This is a genomic window from Paraburkholderia kirstenboschensis, from assembly GCF_032806925.1.
GTDB lineage: Bacteria > Pseudomonadota > Gammaproteobacteria > Burkholderiales > Burkholderiaceae > Paraburkholderia > Paraburkholderia kirstenboschensis.
The window spans coordinates 2340553-2357601 of the sequence record NZ_CP136512.1; the positions used below are offsets into that span (position 1 = coordinate 2340553).

At 59.8% G+C, this 17049-nt stretch carries 11 protein-coding genes and 1 pseudogene; 7 read left to right on the forward strand and 5 right to left on the reverse strand.

The features are described 5' to 3' along the window. Positions 1-27: 27 nt before the first annotated feature. Positions 28-1160 (reverse strand): annotated as a pseudogene (locus tag RW095_RS19375) (MFS transporter); the annotation flags it as partial. A 790-nt stretch (positions 1161-1950) separates the two neighbouring features. Here RW095_RS19375 and RW095_RS19380 point away from each other — a divergent pair. Together RW095_RS19380 and RW095_RS19385 are read left to right on the forward strand one after the other, a co-directional pair. Next, the gene (locus RW095_RS19380) at positions 1951-2823 is read left to right on the forward strand and encodes a cyanophycinase (RefSeq protein ID WP_317017707.1); all 873 of its coding nucleotides are present in this window, start codon (positions 1951-1953) and stop codon (positions 2821-2823) included. 115 nt (positions 2824-2938) lie between these two features. Then, a complete protein-coding gene (locus RW095_RS19385) occupies positions 2939-3796 on the forward strand; it encodes a cyanophycinase (RefSeq protein WP_317017709.1) in 858 nt (285 codons plus the stop codon). Here the strand turns inward: RW095_RS19385 and RW095_RS19390 are convergent. Next, complete coding sequence (locus RW095_RS19390; RefSeq protein WP_317017711.1) at positions 3793-5505, reverse strand: transglutaminase family protein; 1713 nt, start codon at positions 5503-5505, stop codon at positions 3793-3795. The two genes, RW095_RS19385 and RW095_RS19390, sit on opposite strands and share 4 nt — an antisense overlap. 195 nt (positions 5506-5700) lie before the next feature. After that, positions 5701-8490: a cyanophycin synthetase gene (gene cphA, locus RW095_RS19395; protein ID WP_317017712.1), complete on the reverse strand. Its 2790-nt coding sequence runs from the start codon at positions 8488-8490 to the stop codon at positions 5701-5703. A 1106-nt stretch (positions 8491-9596) separates the two neighbouring features. Between cphA and RW095_RS19400 the strand changes: the two genes are divergently transcribed. Further along, positions 9597-10229, forward strand: coding sequence for an isochorismatase family protein (locus tag RW095_RS19400; protein ID WP_317017714.1), 633 nt, complete (start codon positions 9597-9599; stop codon positions 10227-10229). Between the two features lie 353 nt (positions 10230-10582). After that, positions 10583-11743, forward strand: coding sequence for an IS30 family transposase (locus tag RW095_RS19405; RefSeq protein WP_317017716.1), 1161 nt, complete (start codon positions 10583-10585; stop codon positions 11741-11743). 47 nt (positions 11744-11790) lie between these two features. Here the strand turns inward: RW095_RS19405 and RW095_RS19410 are convergent, their stop codons facing one another. Both RW095_RS19410 and RW095_RS19415 read right to left on the reverse strand, forming a co-directional pair. Beyond that, complete coding sequence (locus tag RW095_RS19410) at positions 11791-12072, reverse strand: dihydrodipicolinate synthase family protein (RefSeq protein ID WP_317017717.1); 282 nt, start codon at positions 12070-12072, stop codon at positions 11791-11793. A gap of 633 nt (positions 12073-12705) precedes the next feature. Beyond that, positions 12706-13833 (reverse strand): porin, encoded by a 1128-nt coding sequence (locus tag RW095_RS19415; protein WP_317017719.1) that lies wholly within the window; start codon positions 13831-13833, stop codon positions 12706-12708. Between the two features lie 476 nt (positions 13834-14309). Between RW095_RS19415 and RW095_RS19420 the strand changes: the two genes are divergently transcribed. The 3 genes from RW095_RS19420 to RW095_RS19430 are packed head-to-tail and all read left to right on the forward strand — an operon-like array spanning position 14310 to position 17017. Beyond that, the gene (locus tag RW095_RS19420; RefSeq protein ID WP_317017720.1) at positions 14310-15341 is read left to right on the forward strand and encodes an ABC transporter substrate-binding protein; all 1032 of its coding nucleotides are present in this window, start codon (positions 14310-14312) and stop codon (positions 15339-15341) included. Positions 15342-15344: 3 nt separating this feature from the next. Then, positions 15345-16178, forward strand: coding sequence for an ABC transporter ATP-binding protein (locus tag RW095_RS19425; RefSeq protein WP_317017722.1), 834 nt, complete (start codon positions 15345-15347; stop codon positions 16176-16178). Next, positions 16178-17017 (forward strand): ABC transporter permease, encoded by an 840-nt coding sequence (locus RW095_RS19430; RefSeq protein ID WP_317017723.1) that lies wholly within the window; start codon positions 16178-16180, stop codon positions 17015-17017. Before RW095_RS19425 ends, RW095_RS19430 begins: the two co-directional genes overlap by 1 nt. Positions 17018-17049 lie beyond the last annotated feature (32 nt).

Here is a 17049-nt window from a genome sequence, read left to right on the forward strand (position 1 = left end):
GAGGCTGTGCGGTGGGGACAGTGAGGCTCAGCTTTCGCCGACGGCCTCACCATGCAGGACCGCGGGCGCCGGTACAGCGCTATCGCTCTGAACGCCTCGCACCCGCGAAACCCACAGAACGCCGCTGAGCGCGACCGCGACCGACACCCATCCAACGGTTCCATAGCCGACGATCTGGCCGGCCGACGAACTGCCGAGTATGAGACCGCCGATCCACGCGCCGCATCCTGTGCCCAGCGCCTGAAGCGCGCTATTCGCGCTGAGAAACGCGCCGCGTCGATTGGGTTGCGGCACGGTGGTCAGCAACGCCTGCATCGGCACCATGCGCCCGGACATCAGCACCATGAAAACCGGGAAGAACAGAAGCAGTGCGTAGAACGGCAGGTCCGGCAGGTGGTGACGAAGAGTACGGGCAGACAGGCAAGCAGTGCCGCGATCCTGAAGACGCGCCGCGCGCCGAACCGGTCGGATAGCTTGCCCACCCGGCGCGAGGTAAAGAACGTTGCTGCTCCACCGGCCATATAAAGCCACGACAGTTGCTCGGGCGACACGCCGTGGTTGGCAACCAGCACCGGCGAAATGAACGGGATGACGAGCATATGCGCGACCATCATCACGAAGGTCAGTGCAAAGGCCGCCATATGCCGCGGGTTGCCGAGGAGTCGCATCAGATCGGGCAGTATCTCGGCGAGCGGCGGTTGGCGCCGGCTCAGATGTCCGGCCAGCGACGGCACCAGTTGCCAGCCCGCCACCCACGCGGCGAGCGACAGCGCGACCAGCAGGAAGAATGGCGCGGCCCAACTGAAATGCGCGCCTAGCATCACGCCGGCCGGCACACCGGCGATGGCCGCGAGAGAGAAGGCCGTCATGATCGTGCCGGTTGCGGCGCCACGTCGTTGCACGGGAATCACGTCGGCGACGATCGCCATGATCACCGATGCCAGCACGCCCCCCGTTATCCCCGCAAAGGCCCGCGCCGCCAGCAGCAACGCGAAGCTGCCCGCCAGCGCGCACGCGAGATTCGACATCGCGAACAGCGCATACATGGTAAGCAGTAGACGCCGCCTGTCGAAGCGGTCGATGTAGGTGGCCGCGAAAAGTCCGGACAGGCCCGAGCACCACGAATACGCCGACACCGCAGTGGCGAAGCCGGCCGGCGCTGGTCCGGGAAGCATAAATCTTTAACTTGGGCAGAAGATAAGTGCTGATTCTTCCCTTTTTGTGCTGTGTTTTTGATCTTACTTCAATGCGCGATCACCAGATAAGGCCGTAGTCTTGCTGAAAGGTAGCTTGCACACGTCGTCTTGTCGAAAAAGCGGGCCGGCCGGGGCGCCAGAATGCCGCTGCGTACTGCGAGTAGGGAGGCTGCGCGGTGCTCGGACTTTGTTTGCCTAAGGTCGTCGGTGCGACGGCGCGATAACAACTGGCCGATTGTCGGCCTTTGCCGACACTCGGTCAGTCAAAGTTTCACGGCAGCAATGTGGCGGACTGCAGACGATGGCAGTATCGAGCGGCCCGGCGTCAGCTTCCTGCATCAGTGAACTCACACTTTCGACCCACTGCCGCCGTTCGATCCCCACACTGAAACCGGCTGCTTTCGAGTGCACATCGGACGCTTGTTGCGACGCGGCAGCGAGGAACGCCAAGGCTTTCAGCGACACAGCCGGTCTGCACTACATTGGTGTGTTTCTTGCACCATAATGTGACTAAGGCTTGCCTCTCGTTCGCGCCGTGCGCTGGGAATTTTGCCGTCTCGGCTCGACGCGGGTCCGCGAGAGGGGTGTTCGGTCGCGGCGCAGATGGAACATTTCTCGCTTTGTATTTTTGACAGCGATGGCGTTGACCAGCGACGGCGGACGGATTGGAAAATATCGATCTGTCGCGATGTGCGAGGCGCGGATTGTCTGCATATTGCACCGACGGTGCCGATCGAGGCTTTGCAAGGAGAGAATGATGCGTCCCGGAAGAAAAAACGCCACACGAGGTTTTATCGTGCCGATCGGCGGGGCCGAGAATCGGGTTCAGAATCCCGTCATACTGCGTCGCTTCGTCAAGGTTTGCGGCGGGGCGCGGGCGCACATTGCGGTCATTCCGACGGCTTCCTCATTGGACGATATCGGCGATCGGTACGAATCCGTGTTCAGCGGTCTCGGTGCTGGACGAATCACTATCCTGCCATTTAAGAGCAGGGCGGACTGCGAGTCGCCGAAATACCTGGAGGTGCTCGATCGCGTCGATGGCGTCTTCATGACGGGGGGCGATCAGGTACGCCTCGCCGAGATGCTGATCGACACGTCGGCCGCGCAAAGGCTTTGCGGTCGCAATATGCATGGCATGCATATTGCCGGCACATCCGCGGGGGCTTCGGCGATGTCGAGCGCGATGATCGCCAGCGGCACGAGCGGCGCCACCCCTCGTGCCGGCATGGTCGACCTCGCAATGGGCTTGGGGCTTGTCAGCCGCTTTGTGATCGACCAGCATTTCAGCCAGCGTGACCGGCTCGGGCGCCTCCTCACCGCTGTCGCGTCAATTCCCTTCGGAGCCGGGATTGGGCTCGACGAAGATACGGCTGCGTTCATCGGTCCGGACGACACGCTCGAGGTGGTCGGAAGCGGCAGCGTCACCATCATTGATGGGTCGAATCTGCGCAACTCCCCCGCCGATTTGACCCGCCATGGCGAACCGGTGGGGTTGACCGGGGTACGCCTTCATATCCTCACCGAAGGCAACCTGTACAACTTGGGAAACCATACACTGCTGCACTCGGGGCTTGCTGCGAAGAGCCACGGCACTGTCGGCTCGAACGCCGCCGCGTTGACGTGATCGTTAGAAACATCCGCCGACCGACGGCCTTGATCCGTTCATCACAAAGCGCCGGTGCCCCTCGCGCCGGCCTGGAATGGCGTCGCGCTTTCTTCTGTAATCCCGTCGTCGCGGTATGACGACTGCCAATTCTGAGTTACGGGGTGAAAGTTTGCATCGTTCAAAAGCGCCCGCGGTCGGGGCAAGAGGTTTTATCGTCGCCATAGGCGGTGACGGCAAAGCGGCCCCGAAGGCCGCTATCCTGCGCCGCTTCGCTGAGCTTTGCGGCGGCTCCCGCGCGCACATCGCCATTATCTCGGCAGGCTCCGATGACGAGGACCTTGGCGCTGGTTATGAACGAGCCTTCCGCGATTTCGGCGTCAATCGCGTCAGCACATCCAATTTCGAGAATCGAGCGGATTGCGAAACGGCAAGGGACGACTCACTCGGTGGCGTCGATGGGGTTTTCCTTATCGGAAGCGATCCGGTCCGCCTCTCCGAGACGCTCAGCGCCACGCCCGTCGCTCAGCAAATAGGCCGCCGGAATGCAAGGGGTATGCACGTTGCCGGCGTCTCGGCCGGCGCAGCGTTTCTGCCAAGGCAAATGATCGCAGCCGGTAAAAGCGGCACGACGCCTCGCGCGGATATTGTCGAATTAGCGCCAGGCTTATGCCTGATCGACCACTTGGTGATCGATCAACATTTTCGCCACCAGGACCGGCTCGGGCGTATGCTGATGGCCTTGACCTACAACCCGCATGCCGTCGGCATCGGGCTTGATCCAGACACGGCTGCATTCATCGGTCCGGATCAGAAGCTGCAAGTCGTGGGTACGGGTGGCATCACCGTCGTCGATACGTCCCAACTCCGGCACTCCGCCATTCATCCCGATCGCCGCCATGCGCCTGTCAGCATGATCGGCCTGCACCTCGACATTCTGGTTGAAGGCAACGTCTATGACATGTCTGCGCATCTGGCCAGCATCGAGCGCTAGTGTGACGGATCGAATGACGGCCTGACCTCTTTGAGGATTTTGATCTGGATCTCCGGGAAAAATAACTCCGAATACCGCAAGCTCTCATCGATCTTTTCCCACGAGCCAGGCTTGCATATTTTGCACATCTTGTCCGTCCTACTGTTTTCTATATAGATCCACGATAGCGCACCGAAGAATCGGTCGTGCTTATTCGGAACGCCGTCCGACGAGCTCTCCATCGGAATCCATCCGACCTCCGGCACATAGAACTCCACCCACGCGTGGTCGTAATCGGGCGTGCATACCGAGCCGACCGGCACATACCTCAGCTTGTACTCGGGTACCTTGAAGTCGCCGACGGGTCGGCAAGCGACGCCGCAAAGCCTCATCAGCCCGATCATCAGCTCCATGTACATGCGGCATGTTCCCTCGCCGAGCTGCAAGGTCTCGACGGGGCTTGTATATCTGTTGTGGTAACGGTACCCGAGCCTGCTATAGACATATTCGCGTACGGCTTTGGCGATTACGATCACATTGCCACGCTCTTGTGAGGGAATACGTGCAAGCAGGCTCTCCGCAATATCCTTTAATTCTTGCCTGGCCATGTCATATCGGGGCTCGTCTTTGAGAAAACGCTGCCTGATATCGGCAGGATAGTCGTCCGTATTCGCGTCGGTCAGCTTGTACCTGATACCGTAAGCCTCGATGATCGCGTGATAGCCAAAAGTTCGGCGCTCCTTGTCCAGCCGTGTCCCGGTCAGGTCAAACTCGATAATCGCATTACCGTCCCCGTCCTTTGTAACGGCTGCGGGAATATCACCGATGGTCTCGAGCAACTTGACTTTTTGCCTCGGTGTGTCGACGGGTATCGACAGTCTGACACACATTTTGATGCCTTCCAGCTGCTCGAGGATATCGCAAACAGGTTCGAGTATCTCGGCATAGGTGAACTCAATTTCATAACCTCCCGACAGGCAAAAATTGTTTCCCCGACCGAGATCCATGACCTTATAGTCGAGCCGCTCGATAAATCCATCGCAGGCCTCGTACCTGAGCTTGATATTGGCGCCGCCGTTTGACGTCAGATCCGAGCTCGCGTCGTCAATGACGTCCCAATTGCGCTGGTTGTAATAAACATAGACGCAGGGCTCTCTCTCATCGGAAATCTTCACAGCGGCTATACCCACCGCGCCGTCATGCGGTATCGTCGCGGATGCGAAATGCGTTCCATCAAGGCCCAGGATATGGGCGGCACGGTTGACTCCACAGAGTACCAGGAGCCGATCGCCGTGCAGCGTCATGTCGTTGATGCCGTTTCCAATGCGGACTGTCCGTATCAGCTCGCTGTTCTCGACAACGAGCAGGGTGCCCCTCACATCGGCCACGTAATATCGGCCGTCCTTCCAGCACAACCCAACGATGCTTTGCGCAGCATCGATCGTGATCGGACTCGTTGCGGCACGTACCGAGCCGTTTTCTATGCTGACCGTGTGGATTCGATTGGAACGGCAATAGTGGATCGTGCCGTCGGGCCGCATGCATATTGCCGCCGCTCCTTTGAACTCATTGAAGTGCTTGAAATTGACCAGGCCCCGAAAGAGGCCCGTGCGGACGTCGATCCTGCCAAGCCAGCCGAGCTCGGTGTCCAAGACAAAGATCGCGTTCTCCTCATTGCTATCGATCGAGCTGATGTTTTTTGAAAAGAGCGGTCTTATCGCGGTGACCATAGGTCCCCCCAATCGTTTCAATGAGCGAAGCGCACCGCCGGTGCGCGCGATGCGTCTGAACAGTTACGGCTCTTTGCGCGCCAATGCTTGAGCGGCGTCGAACGTGGGTTCACTGTTATTGTAGAAAAGCAATTTGTCGTCCATTTTTTGTCCGGGTTGGGTTGAAGTTCATTGAATGATGATCGCAGTACTGGTTCAGTCCTCCAGTTCTCTTGCGAGCCTCACGCCCCGGGCATCGCGGACGAGTTCCATGTTCCCGGTCCACTCCAACCCGCCCAGATCGTCCAGCCGTATCTTGATCGGAATCGGCTTCTTTCTCGCTGCCTGCGTGCGCGATATCTCCGGCTTGAATTGCACGATCTGTTCCCATGCCCTCGCGTAATCTTCACTGAGCAACAGAAGCAAGTCGCCAGGACACGCCATCTCGAGCGCTAACTGAGTGGCCGATTGCTCCTCCGCGACGACCTGGATCTGCTGCGGCCGGACGCCCGCGCTGCACAGTGCATCGCGCAACATTTCCGGCACCTCGAGGTGATCGCGCCCGCGCGAGTCGCTGTCCCGATGGCAGATGAACCGGTCGAAGCTCCGGGCCGCAATGCGCCCGATCGCCATAATGTCCTCGTTGCGGCGATCGCCCGGAACCGTCAGTGAAACGATTTTCCGCTGCTCGGCGCCAAGCCGGTCCACCAGCGAACACATGGTATGCACGGCTGCCGGATTGTGCGCATAGTCCAATATGACCCTGAACGGATGATCGTCGTAGATGTTCATGCGCCCCGGGGTCTGGGCGAACGAATTACCGAACGTGCGCAGCCCGAGCCGAATGCCCTCGTCGTCGATTCCGAGGCCGTGGGCAAGCGCCGCGGCAAACATCGCGTTCTGCACATTGTGCAGCGCGACACCTTGCACAGTGGCGGGAATCAGACAGGTCCACAACAACGGAACGCGGCGGCCCATATCGCACAGCACGATCATGTGACCGCCGGCTTCTTCCTCCAGCACGAGCGCCGCGCCGCCCGCGCGAATATGCTCGCCGACCAACGGGTGCGCAGCGTTCATCGTGACGTAGCACAACCGGCTTGCATGCGTATGATCCGCCATCTTCAGGCACAACGGATCGTCGGCGTTGAGCACTGCCATGTCCTTAGCCACTTCGATGACGATGCGCTTGACCTCCGCCATCTGCTCCAGGGTCTCGATGCCGCTCAGCCCAAGGTGATCGGCGCTCACGTTGAGGCACGCCGCCACATTGCATTCGGGGTATCCGAGCCCGCGGCGCAGCAGGCCGCCGCGGGCCGTTTCCAGCACGGCGGCGTCGACCGTGAAATCCGAGAGGATCATGCGGGCGGATGTCACGCCGGTCATATCACCCGTGAGTGTCATCCGTCCGTCGATATACACGCCGTCCGTGGTACCGAGGCCGACTGTGTAGCCCGCGAGCTTCATGATATGGGCCAGCATGCGCGAAGTGGTCGTCTTGCCGTTGGTGCCGGTGATGCTCGCAATGGGGATCGTCTTCGGGGCACCCGACGGAAACAGCATGTCGATAATGGGGCCGGCCACGTCCCTCGCCGCACCCTCGCTCGGCGCGAGATGCATCCTAAGACCCGGCGACGCGTTCAACTCGCACATCGCCCCGCCGGCGTCGCGATACGAGGAGGCGATATCCGTGGTGATGAAATCGACGCCGGCGACATCGAGGCCGATGGCCTTGACGGCACGAACGGCCATCTCGCGGTTGTCCGGGTGCACGCGATCGGTGACGTCGATGGACGTGCCGCCCGTGGAAAGATTGGCGGTCGCGCACAAGTAGACGGTCTCACCCCTAGCCGGCACGGTCTCGAAGTCATATCCCGCGGCGGCCAGTACGCTTTGCGCCATCTCACCGAGTTCGATGCGGGTGAGCACGCTTTCATGACCTTCCCCGCGCCGCGGATCTCGATTGGCCTCTTCCACCAACTGCGTGACAGTGTGCAAGCCGTCACCGACGACATGGGCTGGCACGCGCATGGCCGCTGCGACCAATTGATCGTTGACCACCAGCATTCGATAGTCGCACCCCGGGATATAGCTTTCGACGAGCACTGCACGACTATACTTTCGTGCCCGCTCGAACGCGAGTTTCACCTGCTCCGACGTGGTGAGCTTGATCGATACGCCCTGTCCATGATTGCAGTCGAGGGGTTTGACGACAACCGGATAGCCGAGCTGTTCCGCGCTAGCGAGCGCATCGCAGGCGTGATAGACCTTGCGCTGGCGTGGCACCGGCAAGCCGGCGTCCCGCAGCGTCCGGTTCGTCTCTCTCTTGTCCGAGGCAATGTCCACCGCGAGCTGACGCGTCTCGCTGGTAAGCGTGGCTTTGATCCGTTTCTGAAAGCGCCCATAGCCTAGGCGTATCAGGCTGTCGGCGTTCGTCCGCGTACACGGAATCGCCCTGTCCACCGCGGCCTTCATCAGTGCCGCCGTGCTCGGCCCCACCTCGCGATTGCGCGCAGCACGGAGAAAATCGTGGATCTGCTGTTCGAAGTCGAGGTTCGTCCTGGAATCAGACGTCGACTTCAGTTCGACAGGCAAGAAATGCTCGATCAGCGCTAATGCCAGATCTCCGGCCTGCCGGCCCACGTATTCATCATGATATTCGTAGACGATGTCGTAGTGTCCATCCGGACCCGCGGCTCGCGTCTTGCCAAAAGTGACGTCCGAACCCGCCATCTTCTGCAGTTCAATGGCTACATGCTCCACGACATGGCCGAGCCACGTGCCATCGCCTTCTGTCATGCGCCGCACAAATCCGCCGGGGGATTGATACGAGCAGCCATGCTGTGCGAGGCCCGGCAGACAGCCGAGCAAACCATCGATGAATCCCCGACCGAGGCGCCCGGTCGGCCATTGCTCCAGCACGCCCAGATCGACGGTATATCGGATGACCGGGAAACGAGCGTGAATGCTGGGGCCTTGATACGCGACGATTGACTTGACTTCCATCGTATGACCTCCTGTGGCTATCACATCGCGTCATGCATCAGTGACGAAGAGCGCTGTCGCAAACAAAGACGCATCACCGCACTTCAATCAAGCGGATCCTCAGAGCCGTGGACGCTGCCGGGCAGTCAACCTATAAAACATAGAGATATTTGCGGATATAGCAACCTGTACCCATCGATTTTCTGGTCTGTCACTACAAGGCGTCGCGGCTGGAGTCGGTAGCTTAGATGCGTTTGTGTCGAGGCACCTATCCCCGTTCGACACCGCGCCGAGGCGGACAAATCAGAGCGCCATGCCGCGCGTGATGTTGGCGGCACCGATCGGTGGCGAGCAGGGTGGCGACGCAAATGCCAAGTGCTTACGACGCCTCGCTGAACACGCGCATCTTTGATGGCCTGACGACCGCCACGGGTCGAGACGAGACTAGCCATTCCCGAGAAGTGATAGCTGACATTCGTGGTCGCGCGGGTGCGGATGGCTGAAGAGCAACCTGAAGCTGCCTTACGAACGGTTGACATCTGAACGACCGCAACGGCCGAACTCCCGTCTCCCTATGCGTGTCGACGAACGGCCGTTGCACCTTGATACTGTTGAAAAAGTCGCCGAGGAGGTTTTAGCAGTTGTTCTGCGCGAATATTGACCTCTCAGATCGGCGTATAAGCCGCTCGCACATGCCGCCCAAGGGTAAGAGGACCCCTGAAAACCTCATGAAATAGACGACCAGCGACTTTTTCAACAGTATCCCTTGAAAGCCGCCATAGATGTCGCGCTGGGTCGAGGGGCTGCAATGGGTCGGTCAGTGCCCGTCGACCTACACCCCGATGTCGGCTTGGTGCAGCGCGAACGCGATCTGCCTTTCGGTGACTTTGACTTCTTCATGACCAGCGGCCCTCCTTGGGCACGAGTGTCGCCGGAAATTCTCAAGCTCAAAACTATCCGGATTCTTTCGACCAGCTCATGTTCAGCCTTCGCAAGCGGCCGCATCGGATATTCCGAGATGCGATGGTCTTTTTCGATCGGGTTCGTCGTAGTATCCAGCATCGTCGTTGCTTCGTTTCAACGGAAACTGAGCCACCATCGTTTTGGCTCATATAGAAGGAGGTTCCATGCGTTGCTCTCGTATCCTGCGCTATGCAGTCGCGCTTGTCCCGCTGTTCGGCGGCCTGGCACAGGCGAATGACATTGTTACATCCTGGAGTTCGGTGCATCTGCCGCCGTCGCCGCCTCTGACCTCGGTAACGGTCGATCCCGCCCATACCGCGCTGCTCGTGCTCGATTTCGACACTGGTAATTGCACGACGACGCAGCGACCGACTTGTTTCGCCTCGTTACCGAAGGTCGCCGCATTGCTCGACGCTGCGCGTCGGCACAAGATGATGGTCGTCTACAGCACGACACCGACTGGGTCGATCAAGTCGGTGCCTCCGGTGCTTGCGCCCAGGGGTGAGGAGACGGTAGTGCGCTCGGGCGTCGACAAGTTTCTCGGCACCAACCTGGAAGCTGCATTGAAGGCGAAACACATCCATACCGTAATCGTCACTGGAACCGTCGCACACGGCGCGGTTCTTTACACCGCAAGCGCCGCATCATTGCGCGGCTTCAAAGCGGTGGTGCCGGTCGACACGCTCTCGGCCCCGGACCCGTTCGCCGAACTGTCCGCGACATGGATTCTGTTAAACGCACCGGCCAGCCTTGCGAAGAATATGAATGTGACGCGCTCTGACATGGTCCAGTTCTGATCGATGATCGTGCTGCGGCGCAATCCGCATTCGGGAAGCCCGGCACGCTCGCACACGAATGGTTACGACGTGCGGCCCCTCCGTCGCTTCGCGAGCGGGCGACCCAGCGGATCGGCCGGATGGGGCGCGACAATCTCCCCCTCCATCGAGCGCCTCGAGCTCGATGAACGGAGTTTGTCGAGGACGTCAGGGCAAACGTCTGCCTCGATCACACACTCATCTCAATGTAGATCGCAGCTGACATCATGGACTCGCATCAACCTATATGAGGAGACGCGTAATGGCGGAAGACGGCGGCGGATTCAACCGGTCGGTGCAACACCTAGAATCTGAGAGCAGCGGAGGTGTTGCAAATGAAGCAGCGACCGAGAAGTTACTACTCCGAGACCCAGAAGGCGCTGATGTGGGACCGATGGCGCAAGGGCGATACGATTCATCAGATTGCCAAACTGTTCGATCGAGGCCATTCTTCGATTCAGCGGATACTATCGGAGACCGGCGGCATCCAGCCGCTGCAAAGGCACCGCGCGCCACGGGCATTGACGCTCGCGGAGCGCGAGGAGATATCCCGCTCCCTGGTGTCCGGATTATCGATTCGGGCGATAGCAGCCAGGCTGGGACGGGCTGCGTCCACTATAAGTCGCGAGTTGCAGCGCAACGGGGGCAGCCAGGGCTATCGAGCAAGCCAGGCGGATGTGATCGCCTGGGAGAGGGCACGTCGGCCGAAGGTTTGCAAATTGGTGCAAAACCAGACGCTGGCGCGAGTTGTCGCTGCAAAGCTGAAGCTGCAGTGGTCCCCTGAGCAGATTGCAGGTTGGCTCAGACATGCTTATGCGGTCAACAAGGACTACCTGGTGTCGCACGAGACAATCTATCGGAGCCTCTATATTCAAGCTCGTGGTGCCCTGAAAAAGGAATTGCTTGAGCACTTGCGACGCTCTCGAACCATGCGCCGGTCCCGTCATCCCACACTGAAAACTGAGGGACGCACGAACATTCGCGACGCCGTATCGATCAGTGAACGCCCCGCTACGGCGGAGGATCGCGCAATACCCGGGCACTGGGAAGGTGACTTGCTGTATGGCAACGCTACGAGCCAGATTGCAACTCTCGTCGAACGTCAAAGTCGATTCGTGATGCTGGTAAAAGTCGCCAGCAAGGATTCTGAGGCTGTGGTTGACGCGCTGATACGACACGCCAGCAAGTTACCTCGGGAACTATATAAATCGCTGACGTGGGACAGGGGTTCGGAAATGGCCGACCACAACCGCTTTACTGTCGCTACCGACATTGAGGTCTATTTCTGCGACCCACAGCATCCCTGGCAACGCGGTTCGAACGAAAACACGAATGGGCTTCTGAGGCAATACTTCCCTAAGGGTACTGATCTATCTGCCTACTCACAGACCAGGCTGGATGCCGTAGCCAGGCGGCTCAACGAACGTCCCCGAAAAACACTCAACTTCGATACGCCAGCTGAGCGATTTAACCAAATCGTTGCATCGACCGGTTGAATCCCCCGCCATGAAGGGTCATTCGCGACTTGTCCGCGAACGTCCGCTCAAGTGGGACGAACTGCCCTTTGATATTGCTGCGCCACTGCTCCGCAACGTCCGGGAATCATCGGAACGCTTCGAACAGTTTTTCGTATGTGGGTCACCATTTCCCGGAATGACGACGCATGTTCGTCTTGCCAGCGTTCGCAGAGTTGCGCGATGTTCCCTGAATTAACGTTTGCCGTCGCGCTGATGCATCCCGCTGCGCCAAGCGGCAATACTGCGCTCAGCAGCACCTCGCTCGGAGGGCAGATTTCGAGGCCTTCTTTTGCGAAGACGCCGATCATCGCTCCTTTGGTTGCTCCAATCGCAGGACGAGTCCTTCATCCAGCAACGGTATTCGGATAGCGGATGGAAAGTCGTTCAATCAGTTCAGGCGTGATGGGCACGCCGGATAGCGCGTGTATGTTGTACGGCCAAAAGCGACAGGGACGCGTCCTGACTCGTTCGATCAATTTAGCGTAGTGGGCAAACAGTCCGTGGTCACTGATTTTCTTATTGAACAAGGGCGGCGGCACTGACACGCCGCCGCGCCGGCATCGACTGGGTGCCGTGTAAGGAGTACGGTGTCGACGAGCGACGGTGTCCCGGTTCCGGGTATCATCGAAGACGCGGGCAGGCCCGCATCCAGTAACGCGTCAGTCAACCGGATCCGCTCCGCAACGGTAAGGGAGTTCGCTTGGGAGTTGGTGCCGGAGATCGCGAGACCGCTCCTTTTTCCACTAGCCCTTTGCAGTGACACACAAACTCGCCGACGTTCGCATCCAGATTCATGCGAAAGCTGTCACGACAGAGGCAAGCACACCAACCAGGCGTGCCAATCGCGCATCGATCATTCAATTTCCTTTAAAGATGATTTTAAAATGGCGCGGTTCGCGGGGGAGGGGCGCAGTGGCTCGCTCTTCCGTTTGGTCCGAAGCTCACCACTTATGCCTCATGCCGATTACCGCCGAAACCTGCGTCTTGGTGGTGGACGGCGACAGCGTGTAGATCTGCGCGTGTTGCGCGTCTCCGGCTGCCTTCTGGTAAATGCCGACAAGGAACAAATCGGTCCTCTTGCTTAGCAGGTAGTCCACACCGGCGTTCACCTGATGCCACTTCGGACTATTGTCCTGCGGATGATATTGTCCAGTCGTGAAGATGTACGCGGCGCCGAGCATCAGATCGGGACGCACGTAATCGGTCAATGAAATCTGAGCGTTCTGAAGCGTGAGGCGGGAGGCATCGAGATATTCGAATCGCACATTGGTATAGAGCAGCGAAAGGTTCGCTGATCCAAACGCCCATGCGCCGCCCGCGCCGAACATCCGTTGCTTGCTTACGCCGGCAGCGGTAGCAGGATTCGTGACGAACGGTGATGAGAACCCGTAATCGCCGACCACCGCGCCGTTGGGATTGTTGGGGTCATTCGGCATGTCGACCTGAAGGTAGGCCACCCCAAGCGACAGCGGTCCGTTCTTATACTGCGCGGCTGCGCTGTACGCGCTGTTGTCCGAGAAGCCGCCCGCCTTGTTCGAGAAACCGTACAGCCCTTCGAACTGGAGGCCACGGTATTCGACGCTCTTGTACTGCACTGCGTTGTTGATGCGGAAGGTGTCGAACACGTTGTCGCTGTCGCCGATAGGCGCGCCGTAAGCGGCAAACTGGCAGGCCGATGAGAACACACATAGCGTGACGGCTTCGTCGTATTGGCGGCCGAACGTCACCGTGCCAAACGCGTTCGACGATAAACCGACGAAAGCCTGCCGGCCGAATAGCCGGCCGCCCTGCGACAGGGTGCCGTTGCCCACGTTGTAGCCGCCTTCCAGCGTGAAGATCGCCTTCAGGCCGCCGCCGAGATCTTCCACGCCTTTCATGCCCCAGCGAGGCGTCTGCATCGGCCCGCTCGCAAACTGCCACGTGGCGTGCCCCTGCTTGTCGGTTCCCTTCTGATTGTTCGCATAGACGATGCCGGTAGAGATCAGGCCATACAGCGTCACGCTGCTTTGGGCGGATGCGACCTGGCAGGCAAGTGCGGCTACGGCGGCAACAAAGACACGTCGATTCATGATTCCCCTGGGTGTTTGCATGCAAACGTGAAAATTAGGATGTGAACCACTTAGTTAGGATGGCGAAGTGAGTGGCTGACTGAAAGACGCTTCTGCGAACTTCATCCTGCTCCGCTGCACGCCTGAGTCACTGCGGCTTGAATGTGAACGCGGCTTGCAACTCGCGGGCCGAAATCAGCGCTTCCACCGTCTTCGAGCAGATTCTTGCGGAACAAAATTCGCGCCGCCTAGCACTGAATTTGACTCCGGGTGAACTAATTTTTCGCGCGTCTGTGCGCCGAAGGTGCACGAATCGCGCACGGTCGCGCACCTATCGCACAAACTCCGCGGCGGACTGGCGCTCTAATTTTGGCATCACTGGGCGTCAAAATTGATGCTTGCGGGGACACTTTTGGCTGCTGAGAATGGGTTCAACCGCAACACCGCGGACGAAAAGGCCAGATTCTTGAACCCCTGAAGGACCATCGGAGGTAAAGATGTCAACAATCGAGAATGCCGCTCGCCGGCGTTTGCTGTGCATGACACTTGCGGCGGGCGGCATGGCTGCAACGGGCGCACTTCTTTCGGTGCGGGCGTTTGCCGGCGACAGGACAACAGTCAACATGCAGCTCGGCTGGGTGCCGGGCGGCAACCAGGTTGGCGAAGTGGTGGCAAAGCGGCTCGGCTATTTCGAGCAGGAGCGGATCGATTTCCATATCCAGCCGGGCGGCCCGAACATCGATGGCGTCGCGATCGTTGCCTCGGGTCGTTTCGAGGCCGGCGAGATTTCATCAAGCCCGTCGATCATGCTGGCGGTCTCCGAGGGCCTGCCGATCAAGTGCATCGCGGTCGGGCTTCAGCAGCATCCTTACAGCTTCTTTTCGCTCGCGAAGAATCCGATACGTACGCCGCATGACATGATCGGCAAGCGTATCGGCATCCAGTCCACTGGCATGGTGCTCCTAAAGGCGCTGCTGGCGAAGAACAGGATCCAGGAAAGCCAGGTCAACATCGTGCCGATCGGCGCCGACATGATGCCGCTGCTGAGCGGTCAGGTGGATGCGGTGACAGGCTGGCAAACCAACACAACGGCGCTCAAGCCGCTTGGGGCGGAACGTGTCGACTTGCGGCTGTGGGATACGGGTGTGCGCCTCTATGCGCTGCCGTACTATGCGAGAACCGATACGCTCAAGGATCATCCCGACACTGTCGCGCGCTTTCTGCGGGCAACGGCGCGCGGCTGGAACTACGCGAATGCGCACCGCGACGAGGCCGTCGATCTGCTCATCCAGGAATACCCGAATCTGAACCGTGCCGACGAACGGGTCGCCATCGATTCGCTGATGAGCTATGCGTTCAACCAGACCACCAAGACCCAAGGGTGGGGCACGATGGACACGAAGGTCTGGGAGGAACAGATCACGATGTTTGGGCAACTAGGACAATTCCGTGCTCATCAGCCGAAGGTCGAGGACGTGATGACGATGGACGTGCTCAACGCCACCCAATCTTCTCGCCTCACGGTGTAATCCATGCATGCTGCCACTATGAATCCGCCGCGCGCGGAGCAGTCCGGTTCGCCCTTCGGCGTGTCGCCAGAGGCGGGACTGTCGATCAGTTGCCGCAACATCAACGTGCGCTTCTTCACCGAGCGGCGCAGCGTGACGGCGATCGCAGGGTTGAGCCTCGACGTCGCCGCGGGCGAATTCCTTACCTTGCTGGGTCCTTCGGGCTGCGGGAAGTCGACGTTCCTGCGGGTGGTCGCCGACCTCATCAAGCCGAGCCGTGGCGAGATCAGTGTGCTCGGCGCCGCGCCGCAAATGGCACGCGAGCGCCGCGACATCGGTTTTGTGTTTCAGGATGCTGCGCTGCTGCCGTGGCGCACGGCCATCCAGAACGTGCAATTGCCCCTTGAAGTTGCGGGCGGCAAGGCTCGTTCGGGCCGCGCGACGCCGCGCGAACTGCTCGAACTCGTTGGTCTCAAGGGTCGCGAGGACGCTTACCCGCATGAGATGTCGGGTGGCATGCGGCAGCGCGTTGCGATTGCGCGCGCGCTCGTTAGCGATCCGAAAGTGCTGCTGATGGACGAGCCGTTCGGCGCGCTCGACGAAATCACGCGCGACCGGCTGAACGAAGAACTGCGTCGGGTGTGGAAGGAGATGGACCTCACGACGCTCTTCGTCACGCACAGCATTTATGAAGCGGCGTTTCTCGGTCAGCGCGTGCTGATGCTGGCGGCCAACCCCGGCCGTGTGAAGGAGATCGTGCCGGTGAAGCTGCCCGAAGACCGCACGCTCGATATTCGCGAGAGCCGCGAATTCGTCGAACTCGCCGCCTATCTGCGGCGCGTACTGGAGACCTGCTGATGGCCACGTCCGAAATGCAATTGAACCTGTCCTCCCAGACGGCCGATCCTGAAGCACAGGCCTGGCTCGCGCGCCGTCGTCAGCAAGTGTGGCGCGCCCGCATCCTGCCGGCGATCGGTGTCGCGGGGTTGCTGTTCGCGTGGTGGGGGATCGTGGCGGGCTTTCATGTCAAGCCGTTTATCGCACCCTCACCGCTGCTCGTGCTGCAAACGCTTTTCGGTAAGAGCGACGTGCTGCTTCAGAACCTGGTGCCGACCGCCATCGAGGCGGCCGGGGGCTTCCTGATCGGCAATTTCGCGGCGATCCTGCTTGCTACGGTCTTCGTGCACAACAAGACATTGCAGGACATCTTCTACCCGGTCGCGGTGATGATCAACTCGATCCCAGTGGTCGCAAAAGCCCCGATCCTCGTGCTGATCATGGGCAACGGTCTGGAGCCGAAGATCACGATTGCTGCAATCGTCTGCTTCTTTCCGACGCTCGTGAACATGGTCCGCGGACTACAGGCGGTGAATCCGCAGGCGATGGAACTGATGCAGATCCTGTCGGCAAGCAAGCGGGAGATCTTCTTCAAGCTGCGCTTGTACGCCTCATTGCCTTACATGTTCTCCGCGCTGCGCATCGCCGCATCCATGTCCGTGATCGGTGCGGTGGTCGGCGAATGGATCGGCGCGACGCAAGGTATCGGCGCGATGATCATTCAGGCGACTTACAGCTTCGATTCGGCTTTGCTGTACACGGCGATCATCATGAGCGCCGCCCTGTCTGGCCTCTTTTTCCTCGTAATCGCCGTGCTCGAGCGCTGGCTCATCCGGTGGCAGCCCGACGGCGCCATTTGATAACGAGCGACACACCCCATTCCGATAGGAGA

Bases quoted from the DNA above. Each gene is read 5' to 3' on its own strand.
- RW095_RS19380 (WP_317017707.1), top strand. From the start codon at position 1,951: ATGATGCGTCCCGGAAGAAAAAACGCCACACGAGGTTTTATCGTGCCG.
- RW095_RS19385 (WP_317017709.1), top strand. From the start codon at position 2,939: ATGACGACTGCCAATTCTGAGTTACGGGGTGAAAGTTTGCATCGTTCA.
- RW095_RS19390 (WP_317017711.1), bottom strand. From the start codon at position 5,505: ATGGTCACCGCGATAAGACCGCTCTTTTCAAAAAACATCAGCTCGATC.
- cphA (WP_317017712.1), bottom strand. From the start codon at position 8,490: ATGGAAGTCAAGTCAATCGTCGCGTATCAAGGCCCCAGCATTCACGCT.
- RW095_RS19400 (WP_317017714.1), top strand. From the start codon at position 9,597: ATGCGTTGCTCTCGTATCCTGCGCTATGCAGTCGCGCTTGTCCCGCTG.
- RW095_RS19405 (WP_317017716.1), top strand. From the start codon at position 10,583: ATGAAGCAGCGACCGAGAAGTTACTACTCCGAGACCCAGAAGGCGCTG.
- RW095_RS19410 (WP_317017717.1), bottom strand. From the start codon at position 12,072: ATGATCGGCGTCTTCGCAAAAGAAGGCCTCGAAATCTGCCCTCCGAGC.
- RW095_RS19415 (WP_317017719.1), bottom strand. From the start codon at position 13,833: ATGAATCGACGTGTCTTTGTTGCCGCCGTAGCCGCACTTGCCTGCCAG.
- RW095_RS19420 (WP_317017720.1), top strand. From the start codon at position 14,310: ATGTCAACAATCGAGAATGCCGCTCGCCGGCGTTTGCTGTGCATGACA.
- RW095_RS19425 (WP_317017722.1), top strand. From the start codon at position 15,345: ATGCATGCTGCCACTATGAATCCGCCGCGCGCGGAGCAGTCCGGTTCG.
- RW095_RS19430 (WP_317017723.1), top strand. From the start codon at position 16,178: ATGGCCACGTCCGAAATGCAATTGAACCTGTCCTCCCAGACGGCCGAT.